The organism is Actinocorallia lasiicapitis (assembly GCF_054778695.1).
In genome coordinates this window covers 1-6,680 of record NZ_BAAGZI010000333.1, presented here as the reverse complement: position 1 = coordinate 6,680, position 6,680 = coordinate 1, and the positions used below count along the sequence as shown (strand labels likewise).

At 70.8% G+C, this 6,680-nt stretch carries 9 protein-coding genes; 2 read left to right on the top strand and 7 right to left on the bottom strand.

Going from position 1 to position 6,680, the window contains the following annotated elements; genetic code table 11:
* Positions 1 to 4: 4 nt before the first annotated feature.
* The 6 genes from ACYVE7_RS26625 to ACYVE7_RS26600 all read right to left on the bottom strand — a co-directional run bounded on the left by ACYVE7_RS26625 (position 5) and on the right by ACYVE7_RS26600 (position 4,752).
* Positions 5 to 937 carry a serine/threonine-protein kinase gene (locus ACYVE7_RS26625; RefSeq protein WP_460368285.1) on the bottom strand — a complete coding sequence of 311 codons (933 nt, stop codon included), beginning with the start codon at positions 935 to 937 and terminating at the stop codon, positions 5 to 7.
* 76 nt (positions 938 to 1,013) lie between these two features.
* Positions 1,014 to 1,679, bottom strand: coding sequence for an RDD family protein (locus tag ACYVE7_RS26620; RefSeq protein WP_460368284.1), 666 nt, complete (start codon positions 1,677 to 1,679; stop codon positions 1,014 to 1,016).
* Between the two features lie 54 nt (positions 1,680 to 1,733).
* On the bottom strand, positions 1,734 to 2,129 hold the full coding sequence (locus ACYVE7_RS26615) for a DUF2752 domain-containing protein (protein WP_460368282.1): 396 nt from the start codon (positions 2,127 to 2,129) through the stop codon (positions 1,734 to 1,736).
* Between the two features lie 92 nt (positions 2,130 to 2,221).
* Positions 2,222 to 2,986 (bottom strand): PP2C family protein-serine/threonine phosphatase, encoded by a 765-nt coding sequence (locus tag ACYVE7_RS26610; RefSeq protein WP_460368281.1) that lies wholly within the window; start codon positions 2,984 to 2,986, stop codon positions 2,222 to 2,224.
* Positions 2,987 to 3,061: 75 nt separating this feature from the next.
* Complete coding sequence (locus ACYVE7_RS26605; protein WP_460368279.1) at positions 3,062 to 3,673, bottom strand: response regulator; 612 nt, start codon at positions 3,671 to 3,673, stop codon at positions 3,062 to 3,064.
* Positions 3,670 to 4,752 (bottom strand): GAF domain-containing sensor histidine kinase, encoded by a 1,083-nt coding sequence (locus ACYVE7_RS26600; RefSeq protein WP_460368277.1) that lies wholly within the window; start codon positions 4,750 to 4,752, stop codon positions 3,670 to 3,672. Before ACYVE7_RS26600 ends, ACYVE7_RS26605 begins: the two co-directional genes overlap by 4 nt.
* Before the next feature lie 122 nt (positions 4,753 to 4,874).
* On the opposite strand from ACYVE7_RS26600, the gene ACYVE7_RS26595 reads away from it, so the two are divergent.
* On the top strand, positions 4,875 to 5,525 hold the full coding sequence (locus tag ACYVE7_RS26595) for an SDR family NAD(P)-dependent oxidoreductase (RefSeq protein ID WP_460368276.1): 651 nt from the start codon (positions 4,875 to 4,877) through the stop codon (positions 5,523 to 5,525).
* Positions 5,525 to 6,523, top strand: coding sequence for an S-adenosylmethionine:tRNA ribosyltransferase-isomerase (locus ACYVE7_RS26590; RefSeq protein ID WP_460368274.1), 999 nt, complete (start codon positions 5,525 to 5,527; stop codon positions 6,521 to 6,523). The genes ACYVE7_RS26595 and ACYVE7_RS26590 overlap by 1 nt, the downstream gene beginning before the upstream one ends.
* Here ACYVE7_RS26590 and ACYVE7_RS26585 read toward each other — a convergent pair.
* Positions 6,510 to 6,680 (bottom strand): cupin domain-containing protein (locus ACYVE7_RS26585; RefSeq protein WP_460368287.1); only part of this gene is annotated, 171 nt, incomplete at its 5' end. The genes ACYVE7_RS26590 and ACYVE7_RS26585 overlap by 14 nt on opposite strands.

Sequence of the window (6,680 nt, the reverse complement as noted above, 5' to 3'; positions counted from 1 at the left end):
CCCCTTAGCGGAGGGTGGTGAAGAGGCGGTCGGCCTGGTGCTGCGTCGGGCGCGGCGGCGCGGCCGGCGGCTGCGGCACCGAAGGATGGACGGACGGCGCCCGCAGATCCGCGGACCCGCCCTGCTGCGGCGGCCGCTGGAACACCGACGGCGCGTTGCGCGCCTCGGCCAGCCGTTCGAGGGCGGCGTCGGCGGAGCGCGGCCGGTCCGCCGGGTCCTTCGCCAGCAGATCCATGATCAGCTTGTCGAGCGCGGGGGGAAGGTCGTGACGGGCGGAGCGCGGCGGCTCGGGCACCCGGTGGAGATGCGCGTAGACGAACTCCGGCATGGTCTGGCATTCGAACGGCGGCCGTCCGGTCAGCAGTTCATACAGAACCACCCCGAACGCGTACAGATCGCACCGCGCGTCGACCTCGTAGCCGGTGAACTGCTCGGGCGCCATATAGGCGGGTGTGCCCAGGACCGAGCCGGTCTGGGTGGAGTCGGCGAACCGCGCGATCCCGAAGTCCAGGATCTTGAGCTGCCCGCCACCGGTGATCATGACGTTGCCGGGTTTGATGTCCCGGTGCACGACGCCCTGTGCGTGCGCCGCGCCGAGCGCCTTCAGCAGGTCGGCCGCGATGTCGAGGGCCTTGCCGAGCTCCAGCGGACCGGCCCCGAGAAGCTGTTTGAGGTCCTGGCCCTCCAGGTACTCCATGACGAGGAACAGCACCGACTGGTACTCGCCGATGTCGTAGACGACCGTGATCCCGGAGTGCTGGAGGGACGCGCCGATCTGCGCCTCCGCCCGGAACCGGCGGGTGGCGTCCGCGCTCGGGTTGACCGCGAGGGTCTTCAGCGCGACGCGCCGGCCGAGCAGCCGGTCGCGGGCCTCCCAGACCGCCCCCATCCCGCCCTGGCCGAGCTTGCGCACGACCTCGTAACGGTCGGAGAGCACGAGTCCCTCATGCAAAGGACGGCCTTCCAGAAGTGAACGGGGCGTTCCACGCGGAACGCCCCGCTCGGGTGACGGATCAGACGGCGCGCACGACGACCGTGTGCATGATCTTGTCGGCGAAGGTCTGCTTCTTCGCGTCGAAGAGCGGCCACAGGTAGCCGATGTAGCAGAAGCTGTCGAGGATGTGGCAGAGCTTCCGGCCGAACGCCATGCCGAAGCCGATCGGCTGGCCGGTGACCTCGCTGATCATCCGGATGTTGACCATCTTCTTGCCGGGGGTCTGCCCGGTGTGGCCCTCGAAGTAGGCCTGGATGGCCAGACCCGCGGCGATGCCCACGAAGTAGAAGAGGTACAGCAGCCCGACGCCGGCGCTGGCCGTCTCGGAGTCGCCGCTGGAGATCAGCGCGCTGGCGAGCAGCACGAAGACCACCAGGAGCGGTGCGACGAAGATGAGCGAGTCGATGATCGCGGCGGCGACGCGCGAGCCCCAGCCCGCGTAGGCGCCGTAAGCGGCACCGGCGTAGCCGTAGGGGGCTCCGGCCTGCTGGGGCACGCCGTACTGCGGCTGGGCCGCCGCCGGGAACGCCGGCTGCGCGGGGTAGGCGGGCGGCGGCTGCTGCTGGTACTGCGGCGGCTGCTGCGGGGGGTACTGCTGGCCGTAGCCGGGCTGCTGCTGCGGCGGCTGCTGCTGCCCATAACCACCGGGCTGCTGCTGGCCGTACGGGTCGTAGGGGTTTCCCACGCTGGTCTCCTTGTGAATGTGCCGTGTGCGAAGCCGGGGGTACGGCGCGCGGGGTCAAAGAATCCCGAAACGGGCTAGCTGCCAGATTCCGGATGTTGCAATGGCGATCGTCAGGATTCCCTTCCGGAACCCTGATTTCAACGCCCACCATCGGGCCGCCAGGCCAAGCGGCGCGGCGGCGAAGACGATCGCGCCGACGAACACGAGGGGATTGGCTGCCATCGCCCGGACCGGATGTCCGGAACCCAGCTCGATGAAGACGGTGGTGCCGCCACAGAAGGGACAGGGGATCCCGGTGAGCCGGCGCAGCGGGCAGAGCACGCCCGGGTCGTGGACCCGGTGCACGAAAGCGACGGCCAGCGCCGCGGCCGCGATGAACGCGACCCTCCCCACGGCTTCCACGCGGGGACGCCGGCGCATCGCCATGACCCCCGTCATGAATGCCTCCACCCGGACACCTTGTCCTTTATTGACCCCTTATATCGGCATGACCAGTATTGCTGTCAAGCCGAGGGGCGTTCTCGGAACAAGACCGTGATGGCTTATCCGGCAACCGCACCCACCATGATGGGACGCTGCGGATCGTCCGCCGGTTCGACCGGCACCACGTCCGCGACGACGCAGGTGATGTTGTCGGGGCCGCCGCCGTCGCGCGCCAGCCGGATCAGCCGGGCGACGGCGCCCTGCAGCTCGGGCTCGGCGGTCAGCGCGTCGAAGATCGCCTGCGGGCCGACCGGACCGGAAAGGCCGTCGGAGCAGAGCAGGTATCTGTCGCCGAGCCGTGCTTCGCGCATGAAGATGTCGGGTTCGCGGTCGGGGCCGCCGTCGAGCACCTTGAACAGCATGTGCGACAGATGCGAGTTCTCGCCGCCCTCGCCGCCCTCGGCCAGCAGCTCGGCGAGGGTGTGGTCCTTGGTGATCTGGAAGAGAACCCCGTCGCGCAGCAGGTAGGCCCGCGAGTCGCCGATGTGGGCGAGCGCGAAGTGGGTGCTGCCGTTCCAGAGCATGGCGGTGAGGGTGGTACCCATCCGGTTCAGTTCCGGGTTGGCCTTGATGGCCTGGCCGAGCGCGAGGTTCACCTCCGCCACGGCGCGTCCGAGCGTGTTCTGCAGGTCGGCGTCGGCCACGGGGGCGTCGAACCGGCGCAGCGCGCTGATGACGGTGGAGCTGGCGACCTCGCCGCCCGCATACCCGCCCATGCCGTCGGCGACGGCCAGCAGGCTCGGCCCTGCGTAACCGGAGTCCTCGTTGTTCTCCCGGTTACAGCCGATGTCCGATCCCGCTGCGTACCTGATTGCGACGTTCATACCAGTTTCGATGACGATCTCCTTGCGGCAGTTCGTGCCACCACCGCTCCTGCAGCCCGGTCGACCGGCCTCAGATCAGAGTAGTGGGTCACTGTCCACCAGTCCGTTCCGGATCGCGTACAGCGCTGCTTGGGTACGGTCCTGCACACCGAGTTTCACCAACAAATGGGAGACATGGGTTTTAATGGTCTTCTCAGAAATCCCCAGCTCACGCGCTATCTCCTTGTTCGCCCGGCCCTTCGCCAGCTCGACCAGGACGTCCGTCTCCCGCTCCGTCAGCGGGCTCTGCGCCGGATCGAGCAGAGCCCCCGGCGCGAGGATCACATTGCCCTCGTGCACCGACCGGATCGCCTGGACGAGCGCCTGGGGATCGATGTCCTTGTAGAGGAAGCCGGCCGCTCCCGCCCGGATGGCGGGGAGCACGTTCGAGGACGTCACGCTGGTCAGGATCAGCACTCGCGCGCCGCCCAGCTTCGGCAGCGCCGTCAGCCCGTCCATGCCCGGCATCCGCAGATCGAGCAGCACGACGTCGGGACGGAGCTCCTGCGCCAGGGCGACGGCCTCGGCCCCGTCGGACGCGTCGCCGACGACCTCCAGATCCGGCTGGACGCCCAGGAACGCGCGGAGCCCCTGCCGGACCACGGGATGGTCGTCCGCGATCAGCACACGGATCTTGGTGTCGGTCATGGCAGCTCCAGCCGGACGATCGTGCCGTCGCCGCCGGAGACCACCGACAGCTCGCCGCCCGCCGCGCGGGCGCGCTCGCGCATCGAGGCCAGCCCGAGGCCGCTGCCGGGCCACTGGACGGTCTCGTCGCGGAAGCCGCGGCCGTCGTCGCGGATCTCCAGCCCGCCGTCGGTGAGGTGCACGGTCACATTCTGGGCCTCAGCGTGCCGGAGCGCATTATGCAGAGCCTCCTGAGCGATCCGGTAGACGGCCTGATCATGGTCGGCGGGGCCGCCGTCGGCCGTGAAGGAGACGTGCGCGGGGTAGACGCGGTCGAGGACTTCGCAGTGTTTGCGCAGCCTGTCGGCCAGGCCGTCGCCCGGCAGGTCGGTGAGGGCGTGGATCGCGGCGCGCAGTTCGCCGAGCGCTTCGCCCGCGAGCCGCTCGACCTCCGTGAGCGCTTCGGCGGCGTCGCCGGAGAGGCCGGCGCGCGCGTGCAGGCGGAGCGAGAACAGTCTCTGGCTGACGGCGTCGTGGAGCTCGCGGGCCAGCCGGTTGCGCTCCTCGACCACGGTCAGCTCGCGGTGCGCCTCATAGAGCCGCGCGTTGGTGAGGGCGATCGCGGCGTGCGCGGCGAACAGGGTGAGCAGTTCGACGTCGCGGTCGGTGAAGCCGCCGCGGCCGCCGTCGGAGCCGTCGGCGACGAACAGGATGCCGAGGGTGGAATCGCCGTCCATGATCGGGACGCCGAGGAAGTCCTTCATCACCGGATGGGCGGCAGGCCAGCCCCAGAAGCCCGGTTCGCTCCGGATGTCGGAATGCCGGTGGACGTCGCCGTCCTTCAGCATCACCGCGAGCATCCCGTGCTGGCGCGGCATCGGGCCGATCGCGCGCTGGTGCTCCGGCGAGATCCCCTCGGTGACGAACTCGGCGAACGCGCCGTCGTCGTCGGGGATGCCGAGCGCCGCGTACGGGGCGTCGAGGAGGCGGGCGGCGGCGCGGACGATGACCTGGAGGACCTCGCGGACCGAAAGGTGCCGATTGACGGCCAGCACCGCGGAGCTCACCGCGTGAAGGGCGTCCGACTCCCCGAGATCCATAGGGGAAACGCTACCCGTCCCGACCCCCTCCGGTATCAGTCTGGGGACCTACGTCTTTTGTCCTATCTTCATACCGGCGAACGACCGATGTGCCGTTGCTCCGCTTTTCTTAGCGTTGTGGCATGAGAACCGCACTGGTCACCGGCGCCTCAAGGGGCCTCGGACTCGCCCTCGCCACCCGGCTCCACCACGACGGCTGGCACGTCGTCACCACCGCGCGCAGCGGGCTGCCGCCGTTCGGCACGCCCCTGCACGGCGACGTCACCGACTCCTGGCATCGGGCCGGGCTCGCCGAAGCCGTCGACGGCGGGCTCGATCTGCTCGTCAACAACGCCGGGACGCTCGGCGCCGTCCCGCTGCCGCCGCTCGCCACCTACCCGCTCGCCGACCTCCACCACGCCCTCGACGTCAACGTGATCGCGCCGCTCGCGCTCACCCAGCTCCTGCTGCCCGCGCTCCGCGAACGCGGCGGCGCGATCCTCAACCTCACCTCGGACGCCGCCGTCGAGGGCTACCCCGGCTGGGGCGGCTACGGCGCGACCAAGGCGGCGCTCGACCAGCTCACCCGGGTGCTCGCCGCCGAGGAGCCCAAACTCGCCGTCTGGTCCGTCGATCCCGGTGAGATGAACACGCGGATGCTGGCCGACGCGGGAGAGGCCGTCCCAGAAGCGGACATTGCGTCCGCGCCCGAACCGTCGGCCGTGGTTCCGGCGCTGCTGCGGCTCGTCGCCTCGCGGGGGCCGTCCGGGCGGTACCGGGCGCGGGAGCTGTGATGATCGACTTCGCGCTGCCTTCGGCGCTGGAGGCGCATGAGCCGCCCGCGCGGCGGGACGACGTCCGGCTGCTGGTCTCCGCCCCCGACGGGGTGGGCCACCACCGGTTCACGGAGCTGCCGTCGCTGCTGCGGGCGGGCGACCTGCTCGTCGTCAACGACTCGGCGACGCTGCCCGCGGCCGTCCGGCTCGACCGGCTGGCCGTCCACTTCTCGACGCCCGCGCCGGGCGCCGACGGGCTGTGGCTGGTCGAGCTGCGGCGGCGGAACGGGAAGGCGAGCGTCCCCTACTCGGGCGGGATGCCCGGCGAATGGTTCCCGATGCCGGGCGGCGCGATGCTCACGCTCGTCCGGCGGGAGACCGAACGGCTGTGGCAGGCGCGGCTTTCGGCGCCCGTCGTCCCCTATCTGCGTCGCTGGGGGACGGCCATCCGGTACGGCTACGTGCCGCGGGACTGGCCGATCGCCGCCTACCAGACGGTCTTCGCCGACCAGACGGCCTCGGACGCCAGCGCCGAGATGCCGTCGGCCGCGCGCCCCTTCACCGAGGCGCTGGTGACCCGGCTGGTCTCGGCAGGAGTACTGATCGCGCCGATCACCCTGCACACGGGGGTCGCCTCACCGGAGGCGCACGAACCGCCCTACGCGGAGCGGTACGCGGTTCCGGCGGCCACGGCGGCGCTGGCCGGGCATGTGCGGGAGCACGGCGGCCGGGTGATCGCGGTCGGGACGACCTGCGTCCGCGCCCTCGAGACGGCCGTCGGCGACGACGGTGTGGTGCGCGCCTCGTCGGGCTGGACGAACCATGTGGTCACACCCGAACGCGGGGTCCGGGCGGTGGACGGGCTGCTCACCGGGCTGCACGAACCGAAATCGTCGCATCTGATGATGTTGTCGGCCATCGCGGGCGACGACCTGCTCAACGCCACCTACGCGGCCGCCCTGTCCGAACGCTACCTGTGGCACGAGTTCGGCGACCTCAACCTCATCCTCCGCTGACGGGAGTGTCCGGGTCGGCCCGGAAGTCGGCGAAGTCGAAACCCGGCGAGACCACACAGCTCACCAGGGTCTCGTCGGCGCCGGACCGCGCCGCCTGCCAGACGCCCGCGGGGACGATCGCCTGCGGCGCCTGGCCGCGCTCGACGTCCGGCCCGAG

Excerpts from the sequence above, each read along its gene's own strand:
- ACYVE7_RS26610 (WP_460368281.1), bottom strand. The coding sequence starts at position 2,986 with ATGAACGTCGCAATCAGGTACGCAGCGGGATCGGACATCGGCTGTAAC.
- ACYVE7_RS26595 (WP_460368276.1), top strand. The coding sequence starts at position 4,875 with ATGAGAACCGCACTGGTCACCGGCGCCTCAAGGGGCCTCGGACTCGCC.
- ACYVE7_RS26600 (WP_460368277.1), bottom strand. The coding sequence starts at position 4,752 with ATGGATCTCGGGGAGTCGGACGCCCTTCACGCGGTGAGCTCCGCGGTG.
- ACYVE7_RS26590 (WP_460368274.1), top strand. The coding sequence starts at position 5,525 with ATGATCGACTTCGCGCTGCCTTCGGCGCTGGAGGCGCATGAGCCGCCC.
- ACYVE7_RS26605 (WP_460368279.1), bottom strand. The coding sequence starts at position 3,673 with ATGACCGACACCAAGATCCGTGTGCTGATCGCGGACGACCATCCCGTG.